We start from the raw sequence: 23,612 nt of genomic DNA on the forward strand, positions 1-23,612 counted from the left end.
TTTTGACAATTATTTCTTTAATTGTTATGATTAATATAATTGTTAACTTTATTAAACAAGGGTGGGATTCTATGATAAAAAAAGAAAACAGTGTATTTTATATCTCCATCTTGCTAACAACATTATTCATCATATGGGGAATTACTCCGGCAAGTTGGATACAAGGCTATGATTTACAAAGCGTTACATCTTCCTTAAATTCATTTATCCTTAATAAATTTGGATGGTTTTACTCTCTACTTATGACCACAATGATTATTTTAGCCGCTTATTTAGCATTTTCTAAGTACGGTTCTATTCGTCTTGGTAAAGATGGTGAAAAACCAAAGTATAGTTATCCATCTTGGCTATCCATGTTATTTGGGGCAGGAATGGGAATTGGACTCCTCTTTTATGGAATCGCTGAACCGATTTCACATTTTACAGATCCACTAACAGGAAAAGCAGGTACAGAGGAAAGCGCCAAGCTCGCTATGCAATATTCATTTTTCCACTGGGGTCTCTTTCCATGGTCACTATACGCAATGGTTGCTTTAACAATTGCATATTTCACATTCCGCAAACAAAAAGGTAGCACAATTGGGGCTACAGTTACTCCATTATTTAATCGATCGAAAAATTCTCCTATCGGAAAAACAGTTGATATTTTAGCTGTTTTAGCCACTGTATTCGGTATTGTGCCATCTGTTGGGATTGGTGCTCAACAAATCGCCGGAGGATTAAGCTATTTATTCCCTTCTATTCATAACACTTTACTTACACAGCTCATACTTATCGCCATCTTCGCTGTTTTATATTTAACAAGTGCACAAACAGGCTTAGATCGTGGGATTAAATATTTGAGTAACTTAAATTTCTCTCTTGCAGGTATATTACTCGTCTCCTTTTTACTTTTAGGACCAACTGTATTTATTATGAAATATTTCACATCTACACTCGGTTCTTATATTGGAGCTTTACCTAGTATGGGATTAAATTTAGGAGCATTTAATGAAAAATCTTCTTCTTGGATAGAAAACTGGACTATTTTCTATTGGGGATGGTGGATCTCTTGGTCTCCATTCGTCGGTACATTCATCGCCCGTATCTCTAAAGGACGCACAATAAAAGAATTTATTTTTGGAGTTGTATTAGTCCCAACTCTTATCTGCACATTTTGGTTTGCAGTATTTGGCGGTACCGCTATCCATATGGAAATGTTCCAATCGCTTGGCATAGCTGATGAAATCGCAAAAAATGGTACAGAGATTGGATTATTTGCTGTTATTTCACATCTACCGTTCTCTACATTTTTAACAATTATCGGGTTAATTTTAGTAGCCACATTTTTCGTTACTTCTGCTGACTCGGCAACATTTGTCGTTTCTATGCAAACGAGTAACGGAAGCTTATCACCAAAAAATAGTTTAAAACTTATATGGGGATTAACAATCGCGATCATCGCAGCTATTTTATTACAAGCTGGAGGATTAAACGCACTGCAAATTGCAGCGATCATCGCAGCACTACCATTTTCTATCGTAGTCGTCCTTATGATTACTTCACTCTTTAAAGAGCTACGAAAAGAAGACGTTAATTTGCAAACGAAAGAAGTTCCGAAAAAAATAAAAAAGGTTATGTAACGATTGGCACCTCTTCTTTTAGAAGAGGTGTTTTCTACATTCATTTCATTTATTTTTCCAAAACAAATAAAACCCACTTGTTTTATAGGAATTATATGTTATTATAAAGGAAATAAATTGAATCTTTTTACATTTATTTACTAACTATTAATCTTTTTTTCTTGATATCTAAATGAAGGGAGGTTGTCCATGTGGAGATAGACATTGATTTTATGAAGGAGCAAATTCCACTATTTGTAGATAGTGCACTATTAACTTTAAAAATCGCATGTTTCGCCATTATCATTTCATTATTTATTGCGAGTATAAATGGTTTAATTCTGTTCTTTCGAATTCGTATTATACATAAAGTTGTTCGCGCTTATGTGGAAATAGCTCGAAATACACCTTTACTCATTCAATTATTTTTCTTATATTTCGGTTTACCATCATTAGGTATTAAATTATCTAATTTTTCAATCGCATTACTTGCAATGTGTTTTTTAGGTGGTGGATATATGACAGAGGTCATTCGATCTGGTCTTGATTCAATATCCAAAAGCCAAGTGGAATCAGGATATGCCATTGGATTAAATAAATGGCAACTATTTAGATTTGTAGTTTTACCACAAGCTGCAACTATTTCTGCACCAGCCTTATTTGCAAATTTTATCTTTCTATTAAAAGAAACATCTATCGTTTCTGCGATCGCTGTTCCTGAATTGTTGTATACAACAACGAATTTGATTTCAATTTATTACAAAACATCTGAGATGCTCATTATGTTAACAGCTTCCTATATCTTTCTTTTTGTACCACTATCATTTCTACTATCTTGGTTAGAAAGGAGAAATCGTTATGGGCAATTCGGGCATTAATCTACTAATAGAATCGCTTCCGCAATTGCTAAAGGGACTAGAACAAACATTATTAATTGCATGTTTTACAATCATCATTAGTACAATTGGCGGCATTCTATTTGGAATCATTCGTACATCAAAGATTACTATTTTGAGGTTCAGTTCAAGAACTTATATTGAATTATTTCGTTCTATCCCAATCCTTGTTTGGTTATTTCTTTTCTTTTTCGGTCTTCCAATCGCTCTAGGGATAGATGTTTCTAGTACAGTAGCTGCTATTACAGCTCTATCATTATGGGGAATTACAGAAATAGGCGAAATTGTAAGAGGTGCCCTTCAGTCCTTACCAAAGGGACAAGTAGAAGCTGGAAAATCTATCGGAATGAATAAGAAACAATTATATCAATATGTACTCATTCCTCAAGCAATACGGCGAATGATTCCCGCTACAATAAACATCTTCATTCGTATTATTCAAACGACATCTTTAACTGTTTTAATTGGTGTAACTGAAGTCATAAAGGCTGGACAACAAATTGTAGAACGAACAGGGGAAGCATTTCTTATATACGGTTGCTTATTTATTTTTTATTTCTTACTTTGCTATCCATTATCTATTTGGTCAAGAAAACTAGAAACAAGATGGATATAGACAATTCAATAATTTGAGAGGAGAAGAAATATGACTGCACCATTGTTGCAATTACAAAACATCTATAAGTCATACGGTGATAACCCTGTTTTAAGAGACGTAAGCTTACAAGTATCTTCCGGAGAAGTCATCGTTATTTTAGGACCAAGTGGCTGCGGAAAAAGCACATTATTGAGATGCTTAAATGGTCTTGAGGATATCCAAAGTGGGAAAATGCTTTTTCATAACGCCCCCCTTCCAAAAAACGATGGGAACTGGCAAAAACTTCGTCAAAAAATCGGAATGGTCTTTCAAAGTTATCATTTATTTCCTCACATGACTGTTCTAGAAAATATTTTACTCGGTCCTCTAAAAGTACAAAAACGAAATAAAAATGAAGCATTGAAGCAAGCAGAACAATTATTACTAAAAGTAGGTTTACTAGAGAAAAAAGATGCCTATCCAAGAGAGTTATCTGGCGGGCAACAACAGCGTATTGCAATTGTTCGCACCCTCTGTATGAATCCTGAAGTAATTTTATTTGATGAAGTAACAGCTGCATTAGATCCTGAAATGGTCAAAGAAGTATTAGAAGTCATTATGAACTTAGCTAAACAAGGTATGACAATGTTAATTGTCACTCATGAAATGGGCTTTGCAAAAGCTGTTGCTGATCGAATTATTTTCATGGATGAAGGAGAAGTTTGTGAAACAGGAGATCCAACTACTTTTTTCACATCCCCACAAACAGAACGTGCACAACATTTCTTAAATCAATTTTTCTATATTGAAACGGTGAAAGGGAGAGATATTATATGAAAAAGTTTTTAACATTTATTATTATCGGACTGCTTTCTATTTTAGTCGTTGCATGTGGTTCAAATGAAAAGAAAACAGAAAAGACCTCGGCAAAACCAAGTGGAAAAATTGAAGAAATAAAAGAGCGCGGTGAACTAGTAGTTGCTGTTTTTACAGATAAACCACCGTTCGGTTACGTTGACAAAGATGGGAAAAATGTTGGATTTGAAATTGATATGGCAAAACGGTTTGCGAAAGACTTATTAGGTGATGAATCAAAAGTAAAATTTGTTCCCGTTGAAGCAGCAAGCCGCATTCCATATTTACAATCTGATAAAGTAGATTTCGTGTTAGCAAATATGACTGCAACAGATGAGCGAAAAAAGGTAGTTGATTTTACAAATCCACATTTAAAAGTAGCTGTGCAAGTGCTTGTTAAAGATGGTAGTCCTATTCAATCAGTAAAAGATTTAGAAGGGAAAAAAGTAATTGTAACAAAGGGTACAACTGCAGATATTTATTTAACAAAGAATATGAAAAACGTAGAGTTAATTAAATTTGATAAAAATACAGAAGCTTTACAAGCACTAAAAGATGGCCGTGCTGATGCATATGCTCAAGATAATCTTGTCCTTCTATCTTGGGCAAATAAAAATCCTGGATTCCACTTATTAAAAGACAAATTAGGTGGAGATGACTTAATTGCTATAGCAGTGAAGAAAGGCAATAAAGAAGTACATGATTGGATAAATAAAGAACTTGAAAAACTAGGAAAAGAAAACTTCCTACATACATTATATGACAAACATCTAAAAGAAGAATTCGGTCCTCAAATTAGTCCTGAATCTGTTATTACTGAGGGCGGCAAAGTAAATTAAATAAAACCCATTCGTATGAATTATAATCTTCATACGAATGGGTTTTTACTCTATTATATAGTGTTGTAAACATGCTTTCTCCTCAAAACCTACTTTCTTGTACAACCTCATCGCACAATCATTATTCGTATTCAAACATAATTCTATCTCTCTCATCCCTTGGAAGGAGAAAATATATTGAATTGCAGCTTGTAATAACCGCTCTCCGACACCTTTTCTTCTACTATTTTCAGCGGTTGCAATAAATTCGATATTCGCTTCTTGAAACTCCGGATTTACTTCAACATATACGTAACCTTCTAACTTATCATTCTTCATACTTACAAATAATTTATTCGTATCACTTAAACGTTCAATAATTTCATTTCCTTCATAATATGTATTAGGAAAAACATGATTGTGTAAAGAGATAAACTGCTCAAATACTTGTGGTAAAGCTTCTTCTACATTACATATACTACGTTCTTCCACAGTATTATGACTTAAACTGAAAATACTATGTCGATCTTGTTCTTTAGCCTGTAAATCCTTCATTAAGCGGGCACAATTATTATTTTCCACATGATAAAAACCATAAAACTTCTCAATATGAAAAGGCACCTTTTCTATAAGTTCCTTCCACATATGTACAGCAACTTCTTCCCAATTCGCTGAAAGAATAAACGGTCCCCAAATTTCTGCACATTTCTTTACTTCATCCACATCAAATCCTAATACACCTATTAAGTTATTATTCTCATAAGTAGCAACAAAAGATTGTTCCCATCCTATATCCGAAAAATCATGAATAATTGTCTGTAACAACTCCTCTTTCTCATCTCCACAATAGCCAACATGATGAGTAGCATCTTTATTCATATTCGCAATAAATGCTGCCACCCCTTCAATTTTTAAAATAGAACTAACATGCATAACCTCTCCTCCTTCTCTAATACATTTACACTTTCCCCATTTATATCCTTCTAAAAAAAGACATTATCATAAGCCTATTTCAAAATGAAATCGCCCTGATAATGTCTTCTCAAAAACTTGTATAATTGTTTTACAATATAATAAGATAAAACGTTTTTTTACTTCTTAAATAATCTCTTTCTAAATACAATCATACTCAGTGCTGAAAGAACGAATGCTACGCCTGAAAGTAACATTGATGTATTCGCTTGTCCACCTGTTGCTCCTAATGACTTCTTACTTTCTTCCTGTTTATTAACAACTGGTTTATTTTCTTTCACGACTTGATTATTCACGTTTTGTTCTTGGACTACTGTGGATTGATTTACTGCGTCTTTTGAACCTTCAATTTCTTTTCCTGTTTCTTTTACCTCCGCTTTCGATCCTTCAACTCCTGTTGTTGGCTCGTTCACTTCCTCTTTCTCTTCTTCAACTTCTTTTGTTGACTCTTTTACTTCTTCTTTCGATCCTTCAACTTCTTTTGTTGGCTCTTTTTCTTCCTCTTTCTCTTCTTCAACTTCTTTTATTTCTTCTTTCAATCCTTCAACTTCTTTTGTTGGTTCTTTTACTTCCTCTTTCTCTTCTTCAACCTCTTTTACTTCTTCTTTCGATCCTTCAACTTCTTTTGTTGGCTCTTTTTCTTCCTCTTTCTCTTCTTCAACCTCTTTTACTTCTTCTTTCGATCCTTCAACTTCTTTTGTTGGCTCTTTTTCTTCTTCTTTTACCTCTTCAACTTCTTTTGTCGGCTCTTTTTCTTCTTCTTTTAACTCTTCAACTTCTTTTGTTGGTTCTTTTTCTTCTTCTTTTACCTCTTCAACTTCTTTTGTTGGCTCTTTTTCTTCTTCTTTTACCTCTTCAACTTCTTTTGTTGGCTCTTTTTCTTCTTCTTTCGGTATTAATTTTTCTACTATATTCTGCATGACAATGCCACTATATAATATGCCAGTCTCATAATGATCTGCATCTAAATCAAATTCATATATTTTTTCCCCTAGCGTACTCCAAATAATTGCCTCATCAGTAAGCGTTCCACCTGCACTCTTTAGCGTAATCTTTTCAATTCGCTCTCCTTCTAAATCATATACAGGTATTTTCACTTCCTTATTTATTTCTGCATCATCTAAAATGACCTTTTGCCTTCTAACATCAATTGTTCCCCACTGACCTAATTGTATTAACGGCCTTACATCACGAATTTCATTTCCAGCCAATTTTAAACTAAGTAAGTCTAACATTGAGCCCAGAACCGATACATCTTTAATACGATTATCTGAAAGATTTAGCCACTGTAAATTTTTCAGTGTCGATAACGGTGTTGTATCTTCAATTTGATTATGAGATATATTTACAGCGTTTAATTGTTTCAAGTTTGAGATGAACTCAATATTTTTCAAGCCTACTCCTTCTAAAGTGAGGTCTTCTAAGTTAGTCATGTACTGTAAACCTGTTATATCTTTTATCTCTTTTCCTTTTTCTTTAAGTATCTCTAATTTTTTAATCTGTAATAAATCTTCTTTTGTTATAGGAGCATTTAGGTTCTTTCTACCCAAATTCTCTTTATTAATATGTTGTTGTAAAGTTTTATCGAGAATTACATTTTCCTGTTGTTCATTATCCTCTTTTATTGATTCCTTTATGTCATCTAATCTTTCAACAACATTTTGAATTACTGTTCCATTAAACTTAATACGATTCTCTTCTGGCTTTATATCCAACATAAATTCATATATTTTTTCTCCAGCCGTACCCCATTTAACAGAACCATTATTAACTATTCCATCTTCACTCTTCAATCGAATCGTATTAAGTGGCTCTCCTTGTAAATTATAGATAGGTATTTTAACTTCCTTATTTTTTTCTACATCATCTAAAAAGATTTTTTGTCTTTGAATATCGATATACATTCTTTTTCCTAGCTCTTGAACAGGTCTAACATCACGAATTTCATTTGAACCTAACTTTAAATCATATAAACCTGTTAAGTAACTAAGTGGCGTTATATCTGAAATAAAGTTTTCTTCTAAATTAAGTGATTGTACAGTAGACAATCTGGATAAAGGTTCGATGTTTTCTAATTCATTTTTAGCAAGATCTAACTCTACTAATTTTTTCATTGATGTAATATGTTCAATATTAGTAAGTCCATTGTTACTTAAAGATAATTTCTTTACATTTTTCAATTGCTCAATCCCAGCAAGATTATCATTACTAATTTGATTATTTGCTACAGTCAAAGTCCTTAAAGATTTCACTGTAAATAATGGTGTAATATCTTTTATATGATTACTATTTACATCTAATATTTTTACATTTTTCATTTTACTCAAAGGATTTAAATCAGAAATTTTATTATTTCTTAAAAGTAAAGTCTCAATATGCTCTAATTCAGCCAAAGGCCCAATATCTTCGAGTTCGCTATAAGTTATACTGACTGACTTCAGTTGTCTCAACTTCGAGATAAATTGTATATTTTCTAACTTAACTTCTTCCAACGTTAAGCTTTCTAAGTTCGTCATATATTCTAAGCCACTTATATCTTTTATTCCTTTACTTTTTGCCTCAACTACGATTAAAGATTTCACTTGTAATAAATCTTCTTTAGTTATTGGATCATTTAAATTTTCTCTACCTAAGTTATATTTATTAATATGCCTTTGTAATTGTTTATCTAATATTACATTTGCATTTTCATCTTGTTTTTCTGATTTATCCTCTTTATTTCCCTTTTGTTCTTCAGGAACATTATTTTCTAAATTTAATGTATTTACTTCAAACTGTACTTGATACTTATTGTCATAAAACATTGTCGGAATATAAATATGCATTTGCATGTTATATCTTTTTCCTAATTCTCCAACTTCAAATTGAATCACTTTCGTTCCATTTTTCTTTTTATCTTCTGATATTACTTTCACATCATGAAACACACCAGGAGTATGAATACCCTCTGTTTTCAAGTATTGAAAGAAATCACTATCACTTAACGTTGCCGTTACAATTTTCTTGCCATTCTCAATCGTTAATTTTGGATCCTTTATGTAAACAGCTGCCATTGACTCTTCATTCGTTTTATCTTTATAAGCTTTAATAACAGCATCATATGTACCATCTTCTAAAACATGTCCAGCCTTATTTGCCTCAATTGCCGCTGCTGCTAAAGCAGGTGTTGAATACACAGCGAATGGAAGTGATAACGCCGCCGCTATAACCATTGCATTTATACGCTTTCTTCTGTTTTTCTTCAACTTTACATCTCCTCCAAAATATATAATTCAAAATGTAATCATTTCTCGAATAAATGATAATGATTTTCATTATCATTGTCAACTAAAAAAATAAAAAGTTTACAAAAAAATAACCCCTTAAAAAGGGGTTATGCCATTTTCTCTCCTGATTCTTCTCTAAAAAAGCTCTTCATCGCATGGAATACATCTGCTTTTTGCTTTAAAATATAATATCTGAAATTCTCGTCTTTAATATTTTTATAGGCCGACATGAGAGTACTATGGCGGTTGTACTGATTCACTTCCCCATACCCAAACATATTACACTTCTTCATTAATTCTTCAACAAGTTTTACACATCTAGCATTATCTGATGTTAAATTATCACCGTCTGAAAAATGGAATGGATAAATATTATAGCGGTCTGGTGAGTATTTATTATCAATTAGCTCGAGTGCTTTTTTGTATACAGAAGAACAAATTGTTCCGCCACTTTCTCCTTTTGAGAAAAACTCTTCCTCTGGAACTACTTTTGCCTCCGTATGATGGGCAATAAATTCAATATCTACTGTTTCATACTTTGTACGTAGAAATCTCGTCATCCAGAAAAAGAAGCTCCGCGCCATATATTTCTCCCATATTCCCATCGATCCACTCGTATCCATCATCGCTAATACAACAGCTTTTGAATCTGGCTTTAACACTTCATTCCAAGTACGAAACTTTAAGTCTTCTTGGTGAATCGGATGAAAAGATGCTTTACCACGCATCGCATTTCGTTTATATGCGGATATCATCGTTCTTTTCTTATCAATGTTGCCCCATAATCCTGTTTTTCTAATGTCATTAAATTCAACATGCTCAATTCGGTTTTCATCCATTTCTTTTCTCTTTAAATTAGGCAGCTCTAACTCTTTGAAAAATGCTTGCTCTAATTCTAAAATAGAGACTTCAGCTTCATAATAATCTTCTCCAGCCGCATCCCCTGCTCCTTGCCCTTTTCCTGGTCCTTTTTGCTTTTGACCACCTGATCCATCTCTCGCAACGACATCACCAACTTTGCTGTCACCATTTCCTTGCCCAACGTGTTTGTTTTTATCATAATTGTACCTAATCTTATATTCATCTAAAGAACGAATCGGTATTTTTACAACATCCTTACCATTAGACATAACAATGCTTTCTTCTGTTACAAGATCGGGTAAATTATTCTTAATTGCCTCTTGTACTTTCTCTTGATGGCGTTGTTGGTCGTCATATCCTTTGCGATGGAGGGACCAGTTTTCCTGTGAAATCGTATAATTTGGTTGGTTTTCTTCACCCATTTCTTTCCCTCCTTACTGTAATTGTCTTCCTATATGAACAGCAAGCTAGAAATTTTGTTTTATACTGTGCCAGCTAGAATGAAAGGTAACTGCCCATCAAAAATCATCCCATAAACATATATAACGTTATTCATATAATACTCCGAGCATCCTAAACAAAATTTTGCCACTCACATACTAGAAAAGAATCATTCAGCCTTTGATAAGAAAGAAACACAATGCATAGTTGCACACATTTACACTTTGCAACATATTGTATTGTGTTGGCTTTTTTCGTATGAATGGTTGGTTACTCTATCATATGCATATTGTAAAAATAATTGACAATAAATTCATGAAATTGCATCTTAATTTATTATATTTGGACAAGGTATGACACTTTACACATATGAATGGATAATAAAACGCTGTCCCGCAAAATACAAGAGACAGCGTTTTGTTATCAAACTATCGGTTTAGCAGGCTACCTACATAGCGTAATAATTCATTCGCAGATGAAGAATTATAGCCGTGCTCATCAATTAAGCGTGCAACAACATCATTAATTTTCTTAAGCTGATTTTCGTCTGGTGTTTTCGTTGATGTTGTAATTTTCACTATATCTTTTAAATCAGCAAATAGTTTTTTCTGAATCGCTTCGCGAAGGCGCTCATGTGAGTTATAATCAAAGCGTTTTCCTTTACGCGCATAAGCAGAAATGCGAATTAAAATTTCTTCACGGAATGCTTTCTTTGCATTTTCTGAAATTCCAATTTGCTCCTCAATTGAACGCATTAGCTTTTCATCTGGACTCATTTCTTCACCTGTTAATGGGTCACGTAATTTTGATTTATTGCAATATGCTTCAACGTTATCTAAGTAATTATCCATAAGTGTCTTCGCTGATTCTTCATATGAATACACAAATGCTTTTTGTACTTCTTTCTTCGCAATTTCATCATATTCTTTTCTTGCTAATGAGATGAAATTCATATAACGCTCTCGATCTTCATTACTAATTGACGGATGCTGATCCAACCCGTCTTTTAGCGATCTAAGTACATCTAATGCGTTAATAGATGGTACCTCTTTTCGAATAATTGTAGAAGAAATTCGGTTAATCACATAACGAGGATCAATACCGCTCATGCCCTCATCTTGATATTCACGTTGCAGCTCTTCTACATCAATCGCATTATAACCTTCTACTGTTTCTCCATCATATAAACGCATCTTTTTAATTAAATCAATATCCGGACGCTTCGGATCTTTTAAACGAGTTAAAATTGTAAACATTGCTGCAACGCGAAGTGTGTGTGGCGCAATGTGAACATTGGACACATCACTTTCACGAATCATTTTTTCATAAATATGTTCTTCTTCACTCACTCGTAAATTATATGGAACTGGCATTACAATAATTCTTGAGTGTAATGCTTCATTTTTCTTATTTGCTATGAAAGAGCGATACTCCGTTTCATTCGTATGCGCTACAATTAATTCATCTGCTGAAATAAGCGCAAATCTTCCCGCTTTGAAATTCCCTTCTTGCGTAAGCGATAATAAATGCCATAAAAACTTCTCGTCGCATTTTAACATCTCTTGGAATTCCATCATCCCACGGTTTGCCTTATTTAATTCCCCATCGAAGCGATACGCTCGTGGATCTGATTCTGAACCATATTCTGCGATTGTAGAAAAGTCCAGGCTACCTGTTAAATCGGCAATATCTTGTGATTTAGGATCAGACGGGCTAAATGTACCAATCCCTGTACGGCGATCTTCCGAGAAGAAAATACGCTCTACAACTACATCCTCAATTCTCGAACCATATTCTTGTTCTAGACGCATAACGTTGAGTGGTGATAAATTACCTTCAATTCTAACCCCATACTCATCAAAGAAATCATCTCGTAAATGATGCGGAATTAAATGAAGTGGATCCTCATGCATTGGGCATCCTTTAATTGCAAAAATTGCTCCTCGATCTGTTCGTGAATATGTTTCTAATCCTCGTTTCAACATCGTAACTAATGTTGATTTCCCTCCACTAACAGGACCCATTAATAATAAAATACGTTTTCTAACATCTAATCGTTTTGCAGACGGATGAAAATATTCCTCTACAAGACGTTCTAAAGCATCCTCTAACCCAAATAGCTGATTACTAAAGAAGTTATACTTTCTTCTACCATCAACTTCTTCAATTCCAGCATCTTTTATCATATTGTAAATGCGAGAGTGTGCTGTTTGAGCCACCCATGGTCTTTCCTTCACAAGCTCCAAATACTCCGCAAACGTACCTTCCCATTGTAAGCGTTCTTCTGCTTCTCGATGCTGTTCAATTTTTTTTAGAATATCCATTATAGCTCCTCCCCCATCTCCTTGTTCAATCGGATTATTATAAAAGGTATGCTAGGATGTCCTTAAACATTCTTTAAATCAAAATGAAATATACAGTAGTGCTATAAAATTCTCTCCAAAATTCAAAGAAAATTCTGTATAATATAGGTATTAAAGTTTTTACACCTCTATTCATTTTAAATAAATTCTTTTCTTCCAAGAACATTACATACATTTCGATTCATATTTCAGATTCGTAAACTGAAAAATAGGAGGGATATTAGTATGAAATTATTATTAATTTTAGGTGTATCACTCACATTTCTTACAGCTATTTTTACATCTGGTTACAATGATAAACCCGGTACACATAAAAAGTGATGTGCTTCTTAGCACATCACTTTTTTTTATCAATTATTTATCCCGCTTTAGCGGGCAGTAAGACCCCTGCCTCAAAATTCAGCGAAAGCAAAGAAATTAGATGGGGGTCGGGCTGCTCTCATTCAAGTCCGATTGGTGAGGGCTGATAATCAGTGGGGGATGAAGAACCCCCCCACTGATTAAAGTTCCACTTTATAATACACATTTTCCACATCATATTTTGATAAAGGGCGGCTATAATAATAACCTTGTACGAACTTCACATTCTTTTCCTTCAAAAATTGTATTTGTTCCGCTTTTTCTACCCCTTCTGCAATTACATTCAATTCCAAAGTATGAGCCAAATGAATAATTGCAGCCGTAATATTCGTATCGCGTTCATCTACATGTATACCTTCCATAAAAGAACGATCAATTTTCAAAGTATCAATTGGATACGTTTTTAAATAACTTAAAGATGAATATCCTGTACCAAAATCATCTAAATGAATCTTTAAATTTTGTTCTTTTAATTGTAGCAATACTCTTTTCGATATATCTTTATGTATAAGGGCTCCTTCTGTAACCTCTATCGCTAATAAATGAGCTGGTACATTGTACTTATGTAAAGCTCGTGTAATCATCTCTATTAATGTAATAGAGCGAAAATGCCTGGCTGAAATATTAACTGCAATTGGGACAACTTCATATCCTTTATTTAACCATTCACGTATTTGCCGACACACTTCATTTACTACCCATTCATCAAGCTTAATAATAAACCCTGTTCTTTCTGCTAGCGGAATAAATTGATTTGGAGAGACAAATCCTAATTCTTTATTCTCCCACCTTATTAAAGCCTCCATACTAGCTATTTTTTTCGTTTCAATATTAATTTGCGGCTGATAATATAAGAAGAATTCATTTTTTTCTATAGCACGATGTAATTGGTTTTCTATTATAAATCTTTGTTCACGCTCACAATCTAACCCACTGCAATAAAAATAATAATGCCCTTTTCCTTTTTCTTTCGCTTTTTCCAAAGCAGCATCAACTCTTTGGAATAATATTTTTTCATCTTCTCCATCTGTTGGAGCCATTACAATTCCGATTGACGCACTTAAATATACGTCCTCTTCTTCGATTACAAAATGTTCACTAATCCTTTTCAGTATGTTTTTTGCAACTCCCTCTACACGTTCTTTCGTTATATTTTCTATTAACATAACAAATTGATCATCGTGTTCTCTAAATAAGTGCATACCGCTTATTTGGATACTGCTTAAACATTCTGTCACTTTTTGTAATACTTTATCTCCTTCTTTATGACCAAAAGTATCATTAATAAGGTGAAATTCATCTAAATCTATAAAGATAAACGCAAAATCTATCTTCTCATTTAAAAAATCATTTAACTTATTTGCACATGAAATTCTATTCATTAATCCTGTTAACTGGTCATAATAAGCTAAATATTCCGTTCTCATCTCGTTTAATACTTGCCTTGTAACATCCCTCGTAACAATATAAACCCCAACAATTTCACCGTTCACAATAATCGGAATAGTTCTCAGAGAAATATAGAGCTCGTACCCTTCTTTATGAACATATTTCTTTGAAACAATTTGCTTTGCTTTTCCTTGCATGGATCCTTTAAATATAATTTGAAAATCTTTTTCATATTCTTTATTAATAAATTCAAAGATAAATTTATTATTTAATTCTTCATATCGATATCCAAATATTTCATACGTTGCTGGATTCGCGTATGTAATTCTACCTATAGAATCTATAGATATAATGGAGTCATTATTATATTCTAGTAATGACTTAAATAACATTTGTTTTTCCTCTATTTCAATCTTCTCCTCAATTTGAGCTGTAATATCCCTCGTAATACAAATAATAAACTGACATACTCCTTCTTCATCAAATACAGGATTAAGTGAAGATTCATAATGTAAATTACCAGTTGGTAAACTAACTACATCACAAAAGGTATGTGCTTTTGCTTCGCTCGCTACTTTTGCATATTGCACTTGCAATATTTCCGCCGTATCTTTCGGCAATACTTCAGAAAACGTTTTTCCATAACATTCTTCGCTTAGCTTTGCATAATCCATACCTATCTTATTTACATAAATATATGTAAAGCTTTCATCATCCATAACTTTCACAATAAATACTAAATCTTGAATAGCATGTAATAATCCTCTTCTTATTAAATCCATATCTATCATACTTAAAAAGGTATTTTGATTACGATATTGTTCCTTCATATTTATCTCAACCTGTCTGATCTATTTTTATTCATATATCACCATTCTATATGACTATGTACCCTTTTTTAAATGTATGATTCCATATTTATTTTTATTTTAAAAAAAAAAGCCGCCATATGGCGACTTTTAATAAACAATTTCTAAATCTAATCCTGGATAATTTTGTTGACGGAACGCTTCATAAATTAAAATAGCTGCTGTATTTGATAAATTTAATGAACGCACTTTATCAGTCATTGGAATACGTAAACAATGATCGAAATTTTCTTCGATTACATTAGCTGGTAAGCCGTTCGTTTCTCTTCCAAATACAAAGTAGTAATCCTTCTCACGTTTACTATAATCAAACGCTGTATGAGCTTTCTCGCCATACTTTGTTAAATAGAAGAACTCACCGTCTTTATTTTTCTCATAAAACTCTTCAATTGAATCATAATACGTAATTTTCACGTGCTGCCAATAATCTAATCCTGCACGCTTTAGCATTTTATCATCCGTTGAAAATCCAAGCGGTCTAATCAAATGTAATTCTGTTCCAGTTGCTGCACAAGTACGAGCAATATTTCCTGTATTTGCTGGAATTTCTGGTTGATATAAAACAACATGTACTCCCACGCGATATTCACCTCTGTTTTTTGTCTACTACGTATTATACCACTTGAGCGAAAAATCTCTACCCATTAATAATATGAAAGAATTTATATTTCATTTGTGGTGTATATTTACTAGAATCTTCATAGTTCCAATAACGCCGACGGCTATTCGCTGAATGTGCATTTACAAGCGGCATACCATCTGCGTCTTTTGCTACTACAATCGTCGTATGATTCCACCTACCATCATCCTCGAAATCATAAGCGATGACATCACCAAGAATAAGATCCTCTGGCCTTTCTACAGCTTCAGCTCGAAGTCCTGATGTAGCACCTGACAAATACCAATAAAAAGAGTGTGCAACAGCCCAGCTCCAACTCCACTGATTCTCCCTTTGCCACCATCCTTTGCGAATATTAGGATATCCATTCATTGGTACTTCTCCAGTATGAAGACATTGAGAAATAAAATTCGTACAGTTATCAGGGAAATTACGATATACAGGGTTTCGATCATCCCACCAACGTTCTGCATATTTAACTGCCTCTAAACGGTTATACTGATAGGAGCCATACTTCTCTTTTGTAACTTCCCTTTCTAATGGCTCACTCATTCTAACTACCTCTGGCACTTCAATAGCATAATCACCTATTATCCGGCTACTATTTAAACAAACTCTTCGTTTTAATTGTTCCTCTTCAATATAAAATAATTCTTTATGCTTAATTAAATATTTAAAATGTATTTGATAATCAATTTCTTGATGATTGCTATTATTTAATTGCCTCATAAAAGAAACGTCCGCAGTTGCTTTTACTATCTCTGCATTACGCTTTTGAAATAATTGTTTCTTTCTCTTTGCTATTTGTAATAAATCTTCAGCAATACCATCTACATTTGTTCGTTTCTCTGTTATATATGCTAAAAAGTGTTGGACTTGCTTTTCAATATTTATTTTTACAACCATTTCGTCTCCCTCCCATATTACAATATGAAAAAGGGAGATATTATCTACTCTTTTTTCTGCGCTAACAATTCAAGTCCGCGATTCATTTCATGAAGAACCTCTTCGTCTTTCTCACGTTGCATCGCTTTTTCAATAGCTTCGCCCACGCCGTCTCCACCAATTTTCCCAAGCGCCCACGCTGCTGTTCCGCGAAGTACTGGTCTTGGATCGTCTTTCATAACATCAATTAAATCTGGAATTGCTGATGCCTCTTTAAAATGCGCAAGTGCCAAAATTGCATTTCGTTGCAACGGTTTTTTACCTCTCCATGAACCAGACATAATTCCATATTTCTCTTTAAAATCACGATTGCTAATTGTTAAAAGTGGTGTTAATAACGGCTTAACTAACTCAGGATTTGGTTCCATCTCAGGGTGATTATGAAAATCCATTCCTTTATTTTTCGGACAAACTGTCTGACACGTATCACATCCATAAATACGATTACCTATTTTGTCGCGATACTCTTCCGGTAGAAATCCTTTCGTCTGTGTTAAAAATGCTATGCACTTCTTCGAATCTAACTGTCCTCCTTGTATTAAAGCACCTGTAGGACAAATATCAATACACTTTGTACAGTTCCCGCATTGATCTTCTATCGGCTGATCTGGTGGGAATGGAACGTTTGTAATCATTTCTCCTAAATATACATACGAACCAAATTCAGGTGTAATAATAGAGCAGTTCTTACCGCTCCATCCAATACCAGCACGCTCTGAAACAGCTCGATCACTTAATTCACCCGTATCAACCATTGACTTAACTTCTATATCGGGAAGTTTTTCGATTAAATATGCTTCTAATTTCTGCAAACGATCTCGTAAAACTAAATGATAATCTTGTCCCCAAGAAGCACGACAAAAAATCCCACGGCGTTCTCCACGCTTACTTAATGGTGCATTTTTTAATTTTGAAGGATACGCTAATGCAATCGCAATAATTGATTTTGCACCAGGTAATAGAAGCTGTGGGTTCGTTCTCTTTTCTATATCAGGCTCTTCAAATCCAGATTGATAATTTAATTGTTGCTGCTGGATTAACCGCTGCTTTAATTCTTCAAATGGTGAAGCACTAGCAAAGCCTATTTTATCTATACCAATCGTTTTACTATACGCAATGACATCTTGCTTTAATTGTTCAAAATCCATTCCTAATCGCCTCCTCAGATGAATCCATCCTTTATGTAACAATCTATTGGTTAGCAATTCACTTTTGGAATACTATTCTTTACTTCTATTTTCGCATAAAATAATGTTTTCCAAACATTAAAAAACGCAATGCCTCGTTTATCTCGGAAACGAAACACTGCGTTGATCACAATTTATAGAAAAACATTTAATAAAATTTGGAGCGGGTGAAGAGAATCGAACTCTCGACCAGAGCTTGGAAGGCTCTTGTTTTACCACTAAACTACACCCGCAAATATGAAATACATATAAGATATTAGAATAACTTATGTAAAGTAGTATAGCATGTAAAAAAAGCGGAAGCAAGAATTTTATCGAAAAAAGTCGAAAAAGTGATGAGTAGCTCATCACTTTTTCAATTCTTTATCAATCGCCTTCTTCATACTATCGAAATCAGGGTTTGCAAGATTTCCGTTTATATATACTGAAGGAGCACCTTGAACTTTTAATTTTTGAGCACGATCTGAATCTTTACGTACTTTTTCTTTTATTTCTTTACTGTGTAAATCTTTCTTAAATTGATCTACATCAACTTTCGGAAGCTTCTCTTTCACAATGTTAAGAAGTAATTCTTCTGTAATCCATTCTTCCGTATCTTTCTTTTGACTTTGATAAATCTCATCATAGAAAGTCCAGAATGAATCTTTATCTTGTTTATAAATTGCTTCACCAGCTGCTGCACCTAAATCAGAGTCTTTCCCAATAAACGGAAAATTAATAAAGTATAACTGCACTTTACCTTTATCAATATACTCTTCTTTTAATCGTGGCAATACTGTTACATCCCAAGTACGACAAGCAGGACATTTGAAGTCTCCAAATTCAACTACCTTAACCGGAGCATCATCTTTCCCTAAAGATTGTTGTGTGGAATAAGCAAACATCTCATTCCCTTTATCTTTTTTGTCATTTATGATGCTATACGCAATCGTTCCGATCACAATCAATACTGCAATGGAAAAAACTATACCAAGAGCCATGAGTTTGTTCGATGATTTCATATACATTCCTCTTTAATTTCATATTCTGTATACAGCATTGTACACAATACACATAATATCAACACTTATATACGTCACGCAATGAACACGCTCACATAAATTACAAAAACACAATAATTGTGACGATATTGTGTCACAATTTGTCACAATTTATTCAAAAAAAGAAGCTCCTATGTAGGAACTTCCTTTAGCTTACTGCTTTTTCACGAGCACTATTTAACATTGACTGCTCTGTTTTTATATCATGACGAATGACTAACTTCTCACTAACTGCTTGCACATACTCATCATGATTGATATAGCCTTCTTTCTCCATCAATCTCAAAACGACATTTCGTCTCTCTACGGCCTTATCATAATTTTGTGCCGGTGAGTAATAAGCAGGTGCCTTTACTACAGCAGCCATCATTGCACTTTCAGCCAATGTTAATTGGCTCACCTTTTTACCGAAGTATAGGTTTGCTGCTTTTTCAATTCCCCATGCTCCTTCTCCGTAATAAATATTACTTACATATAATTTTAAAATTTCATCCTTTGTAAATGTACGTTCAATTTTTTTTGTATAAAAAATTTCTTTCCACTTGCGAGAAAATGTACGTTCATTCGTTAAAAAAGCATTTTTTGATAACTGTTGTGTAATTGTACTACCGCCTTGCACAACACCACCAGCTTTTATATTCTCAACAGACGCTCTGATAATCGCTATATAATCTAAACCGTTATGATGATAAAACCTTTTATCTTCTGTCGCAATAAATGCATGTGTTAATGATTCTGGCACCTCTAACTTAGCCGGTACATGTAATTTACTAATATCACTTTTCTCGATCATTACATTTCCAATGAATAATAACGCGAAACTTAACAATAATAATAAAATAATGGCTTTATAAAAAAACTTAGTCATTGGATTTAATGCAACTTTTTGATGATAGTTCACCCTAGATAATACTCGTTCTTTCATCTTAAACACCTCTTTTCCACACAGCGTATAATTCTTACTTTAAGAATACCTTGTTGTAAAAAAATATCCCATCGATTTCTCTTACACATACCTTACATCATTGTAAGGTATAAATTGAAACTTTAATCAGACCACAACAATCTGGCTAGCCGACAAATAGCGGGATAAAAAAGTATTGTATCACAGTCCTTTTTTATCTACTATTCATCTGAAATATTGAATATAGATTATGCTAAATCAATAGCAGATTAACTCTTAAGGCTATTATACTTTCTCTATTAAAGCACCCTATTTTCATTATATCATCTACAAATATATATAATTTTGAGTATCTAGTAATCTAAATGTACATAATATATCATACATTATACAGAACAAACGTTCTTTAAATCAATACTAACGCTATTATTATTTTGACCTTTTTCTTAAACAATATACAAAAAAGAGTAGTGATTTGATTGTGTCTCAAATCAACTACTCTTTTCTTTACAATCTTCCTATTAAGTTATACGGCTGCACTTCCCACGTTTCATACGGAATAAAATGTGTTGCTCTCATCGCATCAAGCGTTCTGGGTTTCATATGAGGACGCGTTATATACTCATTTATGTTCTCTTCGTTTAAAGCCACAAATTTAGCCTCTTGTATTTCTTCAGGTTGAATTTTTATTTCACCGCTCACATATGCCACTTTAAAAACAACAGCTAGAATGTTCATGGAAGCATTGTAATAAACTCCTGTAATACCGATAGGCTTCACCGTTAATCCTGTTTCCTCCTTTATTTCCCTACAAACTGCTTGATCAAGCGCTTCTCCTTCTTCCACCTGTCCTCCAGGCAACTCCCACGTATCCGATCGCCAATGTACTTTAGCTAGTAACACTTCATCTTTTTTATTTGTTAAATAACCTGCTACAGCAATGATATGCTTTGGTGTTTTATGTTCCATATTACGCCTCCTAGAAATAATGAATATTTCATATATCCCTATAAGCATATTCCCTGTCTACACCAAAATACCTTTACTAATTCCTCACCTTAATTATATTCATAAAAAAGCCCCTATTCGTTAAACGAACAGGGACTTCTATCGTATTATTCTCCTAAGTCTACGTTGTGGTAAACTTGTTGTACATCTTCTAAATCTTCTAATGCATCAACCATTTTTTCAAATTGTACTTGAGCATCTTCAGGAAGTTCTACATCATTTTGTGCAAGCATTGTTAATTCTGCAACTGTGAATTCTTCAACACCAGCATCTTTAAGTGCAGATTGTACTGCATGGAATTGATCAGGTTCAGCATACACGATAACAGCATCTTCTTCTTCAAGAATGTCACGTGCATCTACATCTGCTTCCATTAAAATTTCAAGAACCTCATCTGATGTTTTCCCTTCAAGGCCGATAACAGCTGTCGCATCAAACATATAAGCTACAGAACCGTTTACACCCATGTTACCACTGTTTTTGCTAAATGCAGCTCGTACATCTGCTGCAGTACGGTTTACGTTGTTCGTAAGTGTATCTACAATTACCATAGATCCATTTGGTCCGAATCCTTCATAACGAAGCTCGTCATAATTTTCTTCTGAACCACCTTTTGCTTTTTCAACTGCACGATCGATAATTGTTCTTGGAACATTGTATGTTTTCGCACGTTCTAATACGACTCTAAGCGCTTGGTTTGATTCCGGATCTGGCTCGCCTTGTTTTGCCGCCACATAAATTTCACGTCCAAATTTCGCGTATATACGGCTAGTATTTGCATCTTTTGATGCTTTTTTATCTTTAATATTATTCCATTTACGACCCATACTTTCCACTCTCTTTCCGGTTTTAAATCTACATAAAAATATTAATATGAAATATCATGTGTGTTCAACACATTTTTAAAAGAAATATAAAAAGTTCATTTTTGATTCATATTACAGACATAATATAAATCACTATCATTTTGTTCTTTCGACAAGTTATATTATACATGAATTGCTACATTTATCACGAATTTTAGAATCACATAACATAATTTAGCAAAAAAAATTCTACCATTTCACCAACACACTATTTATGCTTATTTTGTAGTGTGATGAAAATATAAAAAGACTCTACACATTTGGTGTAGAGTCTTTTTATTACGCCGTTCGTGATACCGATGGTCGGGGTCGAACCGACACTCCCGAAGGAACACGATTTTGAGTCGTGCGCGTCTGCCAATTCCGCCACATCGGCACAAAAGAAAAGGCGGCAACCGGATTTGAACCGGTGATAAAGGTTTTGCAGACCTCTGCCTTACCACTTGGCTATGCCGCCATATAAAATTTTACTGGAGCGGAAGACGGGATTCGAACCCGCGACCCCAACCTTGGCAAGGTTGTATTCTACCACTGAACTACTTCCGCAAAAATGGCTGGGCTAGCTGGATTCGAACCAGCGCATGACGGAGTCAAAGTCCGTTGCCTTACCGCTTGGCTATAGCCCATCGAATTCTTACTTAATTATATGTAAGTATCCATTAGATTATTTATAATTTTTAAAATAAAAATGGGGCGACTGATGGGAATCGAACCCACGAATGCCGGAGCCACAATCCGGTGCGTTAACCACTTCGCCACAACCGCCATGTTGTGTAAATATATTTGGCAGGGGCAGTAGGAATCGAACCCACACTGGAGGTTTTGGAGACCTCAGTTCTACCTTTAAACTATGCCCCTATGTAAATGGTGGAGGGGGGCAGATTCGAACTGCCGAACCCGAAGGAGCGGATTTACAGTCCGCCGCGTTTAGCCACTTCGCTACCCCTCCGAAACTTACATGGTGCCGGCTAGAGGACTTGAACCCCCAACCTACTGATTACAAGTCAGTTGCTCTACCAATTGAGCTAAGCCGGCGTATATGATTAAGATAAATGGTGGCTCGGGACGGAATCGAACCGCCGACACGAGGATTTTCAGTCCTCTGCTCTACCGACTGAGCTACCGAGCCTTATTAAAATGGCGGTCCCGACCGGGGTCGAACCGGCGATCTCCTGCGTGACAGGCAGGCATGTTAACCACTACACCACGGGACCATTTGGTTGCGGGGACAGGATTTGAACCTGCGACCTTCGGGTTATGAGCCCGACGAGCTACCGTGCTGCTCCACCCCGCGATAATACTATTCATATAATTTATATGGTGGAGGATGACGGGATCGAACCGCCGACCCCCTGCTTGTAAGGCAGGTGCTCTCCCAGCTGAGCTAATCCTCCAAAGTGGTGACCCGTACGGGATTCGAACCCGTGTTACCGCCGTGAAAGGGCGGTGTCTTAACCACTTGACCAACGGGCCAAATATTATAAATCCTATGGCGGAGAGCAAGGGATTCGAACCCTTGATACGCTTGTGACGTATACACGATTTCCAATCGTGCTCCTTCGGCCAACTCGGACAGCTCTCCAATGGCTCCGCAGGTAGGAATCGAACCTACGACCGATCGGTTAACAGCCGATAGCTCTACCGCTGAGCTACTGCGGAATAATATTGCCTGGCAACGTCCTACTCTCACAGGGACAAGGTCCCAACTACCATCGGCGCTAGAGAGCTTAACTTCCGTGTTCGGTATGGGAACGGGTGTGACCTCTCTGCCATCA

Annotated in this window: 17 protein-coding genes, 16 tRNA genes and 1 rRNA gene; 5 read left to right on the forward strand and 29 right to left on the reverse strand. The window is 34.7% G+C overall.

Annotation, left to right across the window (positions count from 1 at the left end):
* Positions 1 to 71 precede the first annotated feature (71 nt).
* The 5 genes from opuD (at position 72) to ACTFRS_RS24585 (ending at position 4,768) form a co-directional block, all read left to right on the forward strand.
* Entirely contained in the window at positions 72 to 1,622 is a 1,551-nt protein-coding gene (gene opuD, locus ACTFRS_RS24565) for a glycine betaine transporter OpuD (protein ID WP_242294948.1), read from the forward strand.
* A gap of 191 nt (positions 1,623 to 1,813) precedes the next feature.
* Positions 1,814 to 2,479 (forward strand): amino acid ABC transporter permease, encoded by a 666-nt coding sequence (locus ACTFRS_RS24570; protein ID WP_139869346.1) that lies wholly within the window; start codon positions 1,814 to 1,816, stop codon positions 2,477 to 2,479.
* Complete coding sequence (locus tag ACTFRS_RS24575; protein WP_073530759.1) at positions 2,460 to 3,113, forward strand: amino acid ABC transporter permease; 654 nt, start codon at positions 2,460 to 2,462, stop codon at positions 3,111 to 3,113. The genes ACTFRS_RS24570 and ACTFRS_RS24575 overlap by 20 nt, the downstream gene beginning before the upstream one ends.
* A gap of 30 nt (positions 3,114 to 3,143) precedes the next feature.
* Positions 3,144 to 3,911 (forward strand): amino acid ABC transporter ATP-binding protein, encoded by a 768-nt coding sequence (locus tag ACTFRS_RS24580; RefSeq protein ID WP_139869345.1) that lies wholly within the window; start codon positions 3,144 to 3,146, stop codon positions 3,909 to 3,911.
* Complete coding sequence (locus ACTFRS_RS24585) at positions 3,908 to 4,768, forward strand: transporter substrate-binding domain-containing protein (protein ID WP_440025211.1); 861 nt, start codon at positions 3,908 to 3,910, stop codon at positions 4,766 to 4,768. Before ACTFRS_RS24580 ends, ACTFRS_RS24585 begins: the two co-directional genes overlap by 4 nt.
* Before the next feature lie 45 nt (positions 4,769 to 4,813).
* On the opposite strand, the gene ACTFRS_RS24590 is transcribed toward ACTFRS_RS24585, so the two are convergent.
* From ACTFRS_RS24590 to rrf, 29 genes are all read right to left on the reverse strand, one after another.
* Complete coding sequence (locus tag ACTFRS_RS24590; protein ID WP_242295055.1) at positions 4,814 to 5,680, reverse strand: GNAT family N-acetyltransferase; 867 nt, start codon at positions 5,678 to 5,680, stop codon at positions 4,814 to 4,816.
* A gap of 158 nt (positions 5,681 to 5,838) precedes the next feature.
* Entirely contained in the window at positions 5,839 to 8,964 is a 3,126-nt protein-coding gene (locus tag ACTFRS_RS24595; RefSeq protein ID WP_440048718.1) for an NEAT domain-containing protein, read from the reverse strand.
* A gap of 128 nt (positions 8,965 to 9,092) precedes the next feature.
* Positions 9,093 to 10,268 carry a sporulation protein YhbH gene (gene yhbH / locus ACTFRS_RS24600; protein WP_000503513.1) on the reverse strand — a complete coding sequence of 392 codons (1,176 nt, stop codon included), beginning with the start codon at positions 10,266 to 10,268 and terminating at the stop codon, positions 9,093 to 9,095.
* A gap of 447 nt (positions 10,269 to 10,715) precedes the next feature.
* Positions 10,716 to 12,611, reverse strand: coding sequence for a PrkA family serine protein kinase (locus ACTFRS_RS24605; RefSeq protein WP_000353283.1), 1,896 nt, complete (start codon positions 12,609 to 12,611; stop codon positions 10,716 to 10,718).
* A gap of 539 nt (positions 12,612 to 13,150) precedes the next feature.
* The gene (locus tag ACTFRS_RS24610; RefSeq protein WP_139869342.1) at positions 13,151 to 15,229 is read right to left on the reverse strand and encodes a sensor domain-containing protein; all 2,079 of its coding nucleotides are present in this window, start codon (positions 15,227 to 15,229) and stop codon (positions 13,151 to 13,153) included.
* 129 nt (positions 15,230 to 15,358) lie between these two features.
* Positions 15,359 to 15,847, reverse strand: coding sequence for a tRNA (uridine(34)/cytosine(34)/5-carboxymethylaminomethyluridine(34)-2'-O)-methyltransferase TrmL (gene trmL / locus ACTFRS_RS24615; RefSeq protein ID WP_000538147.1), 489 nt, complete (start codon positions 15,845 to 15,847; stop codon positions 15,359 to 15,361).
* A 58-nt stretch (positions 15,848 to 15,905) separates the two neighbouring features.
* Positions 15,906 to 16,793 carry an amidase domain-containing protein gene (locus ACTFRS_RS24620; RefSeq protein WP_242294794.1) on the reverse strand — a complete coding sequence of 296 codons (888 nt, stop codon included), beginning with the start codon at positions 16,791 to 16,793 and terminating at the stop codon, positions 15,906 to 15,908.
* Positions 16,794 to 16,837: 44 nt separating this feature from the next.
* The gene (queG, locus tag ACTFRS_RS24625) at positions 16,838 to 17,980 is read right to left on the reverse strand and encodes a tRNA epoxyqueuosine(34) reductase QueG (protein WP_139869340.1); all 1,143 of its coding nucleotides are present in this window, start codon (positions 17,978 to 17,980) and stop codon (positions 16,838 to 16,840) included.
* A gap of 198 nt (positions 17,981 to 18,178) precedes the next feature.
* Positions 18,179 to 18,252: transfer RNA gene (locus ACTFRS_RS24630), tRNA-Gly, on the reverse strand.
* 114 nt (positions 18,253 to 18,366) lie between these two features.
* Positions 18,367 to 19,020: a DsbA family protein gene (locus ACTFRS_RS24635; protein WP_000842720.1), complete on the reverse strand. Its 654-nt coding sequence runs from the start codon at positions 19,018 to 19,020 to the stop codon at positions 18,367 to 18,369.
* A 187-nt stretch (positions 19,021 to 19,207) separates the two neighbouring features.
* Positions 19,208 to 19,984: a transglycosylase domain-containing protein gene (locus ACTFRS_RS24640; RefSeq protein WP_139869339.1), complete on the reverse strand. Its 777-nt coding sequence runs from the start codon at positions 19,982 to 19,984 to the stop codon at positions 19,208 to 19,210.
* 486 nt (positions 19,985 to 20,470) lie between these two features.
* Positions 20,471 to 20,932 (reverse strand): NUDIX hydrolase, encoded by a 462-nt coding sequence (locus ACTFRS_RS24645; protein WP_440025205.1) that lies wholly within the window; start codon positions 20,930 to 20,932, stop codon positions 20,471 to 20,473.
* Between the two features lie 146 nt (positions 20,933 to 21,078).
* Positions 21,079 to 21,798, reverse strand: a complete 720-nt coding sequence (locus ACTFRS_RS24650; protein ID WP_029437373.1) for a YebC/PmpR family DNA-binding transcriptional regulator — start codon at positions 21,796 to 21,798, stop codon at positions 21,079 to 21,081.
* Positions 21,799 to 22,131: 333 nt separating this feature from the next.
* Positions 22,132 to 22,213, reverse strand: a tRNA-Leu gene (locus tag ACTFRS_RS24655).
* A 10-nt stretch (positions 22,214 to 22,223) separates the two neighbouring features.
* Positions 22,224 to 22,294, reverse strand: a tRNA-Cys gene (locus ACTFRS_RS24660).
* 14 nt (positions 22,295 to 22,308) lie between these two features.
* Positions 22,309 to 22,383: transfer RNA gene (locus ACTFRS_RS24665), tRNA-Gly, on the reverse strand.
* A gap of 5 nt (positions 22,384 to 22,388) precedes the next feature.
* Positions 22,389 to 22,463 (reverse strand) — tRNA-Gln (locus ACTFRS_RS24670).
* Between the two features lie 63 nt (positions 22,464 to 22,526).
* Positions 22,527 to 22,602 (reverse strand) — tRNA-His (locus tag ACTFRS_RS24675).
* A 19-nt stretch (positions 22,603 to 22,621) separates the two neighbouring features.
* Positions 22,622 to 22,695: transfer RNA gene (locus tag ACTFRS_RS24680), tRNA-Trp, on the reverse strand.
* A gap of 7 nt (positions 22,696 to 22,702) precedes the next feature.
* Positions 22,703 to 22,786 (reverse strand) — tRNA-Tyr (locus ACTFRS_RS24685).
* 10 nt (positions 22,787 to 22,796) lie between these two features.
* Positions 22,797 to 22,872, reverse strand: a tRNA-Thr gene (locus tag ACTFRS_RS24690).
* An 18-nt stretch (positions 22,873 to 22,890) separates the two neighbouring features.
* Positions 22,891 to 22,966 (reverse strand) — tRNA-Phe (locus ACTFRS_RS24695).
* A 9-nt stretch (positions 22,967 to 22,975) separates the two neighbouring features.
* Positions 22,976 to 23,051 (reverse strand) — tRNA-Asp (locus ACTFRS_RS24700).
* A gap of 3 nt (positions 23,052 to 23,054) precedes the next feature.
* Positions 23,055 to 23,131, reverse strand: a tRNA-Met gene (locus ACTFRS_RS24705).
* Positions 23,132 to 23,155: 24 nt separating this feature from the next.
* A tRNA-Val gene (locus ACTFRS_RS24710) sits at positions 23,156 to 23,231 on the reverse strand.
* Between the two features lie 4 nt (positions 23,232 to 23,235).
* Positions 23,236 to 23,310, reverse strand: a tRNA-Glu gene (locus tag ACTFRS_RS24715).
* 17 nt (positions 23,311 to 23,327) lie between these two features.
* Positions 23,328 to 23,419, reverse strand: a tRNA-Ser gene (locus ACTFRS_RS24720).
* A 2-nt stretch (positions 23,420 to 23,421) separates the two neighbouring features.
* Positions 23,422 to 23,496, reverse strand: a tRNA-Asn gene (locus ACTFRS_RS24725).
* Positions 23,497 to 23,504: 8 nt separating this feature from the next.
* Positions 23,505 to 23,612, reverse strand: a 5S ribosomal RNA gene (rrf, locus tag ACTFRS_RS24730); the annotation flags it as partial.

The sequence above is a fragment of the Bacillus cereus group sp. MYBK139-1 genome (genome assembly GCF_051916915.1).
Classification (GTDB): Bacteria; Bacillota; Bacilli; order Bacillales; family Bacillaceae_G; genus Bacillus_A; species Bacillus_A pacificus.

What these genes read in the sequence shown, in the direction of transcription:
- opuD (WP_242294948.1), top strand. Translation starts at nt 72, where the DNA reads ATGATAAAAAAAGAAAACAGTGTATTTTATATCTCCATCTTGCTAACA.
- ACTFRS_RS24575 (WP_073530759.1), top strand. Translation starts at nt 2,460, where the DNA reads ATGGGCAATTCGGGCATTAATCTACTAATAGAATCGCTTCCGCAATTG.
- ACTFRS_RS24580 (WP_139869345.1), top strand. Translation starts at nt 3,144, where the DNA reads ATGACTGCACCATTGTTGCAATTACAAAACATCTATAAGTCATACGGT.
- ACTFRS_RS24585 (WP_440025211.1), top strand. Translation starts at nt 3,908, where the DNA reads ATGAAAAAGTTTTTAACATTTATTATTATCGGACTGCTTTCTATTTTA.
- ACTFRS_RS24590 (WP_242295055.1), bottom strand. Translation starts at nt 5,680, where the DNA reads ATGCATGTTAGTTCTATTTTAAAAATTGAAGGGGTGGCAGCATTTATT.
- yhbH (WP_000503513.1), bottom strand. Translation starts at nt 10,268, where the DNA reads ATGGGTGAAGAAAACCAACCAAATTATACGATTTCACAGGAAAACTGG.
- ACTFRS_RS24605 (WP_000353283.1), bottom strand. Translation starts at nt 12,611, where the DNA reads ATGGATATTCTAAAAAAAATTGAACAGCATCGAGAAGCAGAAGAACGC.
- ACTFRS_RS24610 (WP_139869342.1), bottom strand. Translation starts at nt 15,229, where the DNA reads ATGAAGGAACAATATCGTAATCAAAATACCTTTTTAAGTATGATAGAT.
- ACTFRS_RS24620 (WP_242294794.1), bottom strand. Translation starts at nt 16,793, where the DNA reads ATGGTTGTAAAAATAAATATTGAAAAGCAAGTCCAACACTTTTTAGCA.
- queG (WP_139869340.1), bottom strand. Translation starts at nt 17,980, where the DNA reads ATGGATTTTGAACAATTAAAGCAAGATGTCATTGCGTATAGTAAAACG.
- ACTFRS_RS24635 (WP_000842720.1), bottom strand. Translation starts at nt 19,020, where the DNA reads ATGAAATCATCGAACAAACTCATGGCTCTTGGTATAGTTTTTTCCATT.
- ACTFRS_RS24640 (WP_139869339.1), bottom strand. Translation starts at nt 19,984, where the DNA reads ATGAAAGAACGAGTATTATCTAGGGTGAACTATCATCAAAAAGTTGCA.
- ACTFRS_RS24645 (WP_440025205.1), bottom strand. Translation starts at nt 20,932, where the DNA reads ATGGAACATAAAACACCAAAGCATATCATTGCTGTAGCAGGTTATTTA.
- ACTFRS_RS24650 (WP_029437373.1), bottom strand. Translation starts at nt 21,798, where the DNA reads ATGGGTCGTAAATGGAATAATATTAAAGATAAAAAAGCATCAAAAGAT.